Genomic DNA, 450 nt, shown 5'->3' on the forward strand with positions numbered 1-450 from the left:
GAGTCCCGCGGCCTGCTCCAGCTCGCCGCGAACGAGAACCTGGACAACCTGAACTTCGTGATCAACTGCAACCTCCAGCGCCTGGACGGGCCGGTGCGCGGCAACGGCAAGATCATGCAGGAACTCGAGGCGTTCTTCCGCGGCGCGGGCTGGAACGTGATCAAGGTCGTCTGGGGCCGGGAATGGGATGACCTGCTCACCCGCGACGCCGACGGGTCGCTGGTGAAGATCATGAACGAAACCCCGGACGGGGACTACCAGACCTACAAGGCCGAATCCGGCGGGTTCGTCCGCGAACACTTCTTCGGGAAAACCCCGCAGACCAAGGACCTCGTCGCTGACCTCTCCGATGACGAGATCTGGAACCTCAAGCGCGGCGGGCACGACTACCGCAAGGTCTACGCCGCGTACAAGGCCGCGACCGAATTCAAGGGCAAACCCACCGTGATC

1 pseudogene is annotated in these 450 nt (G+C 63.8%); it reads left to right on the plus strand.

Annotation, left to right across the window (positions count from 1 at the left end):
* Positions 1-450: pseudogene (locus tag AC5RWD_RS23235) on the plus strand (pyruvate dehydrogenase (acetyl-transferring), homodimeric type); the annotation flags it as partial.

Source organism: Arthrobacter sp. CMU6 (assembly GCF_059090205.1).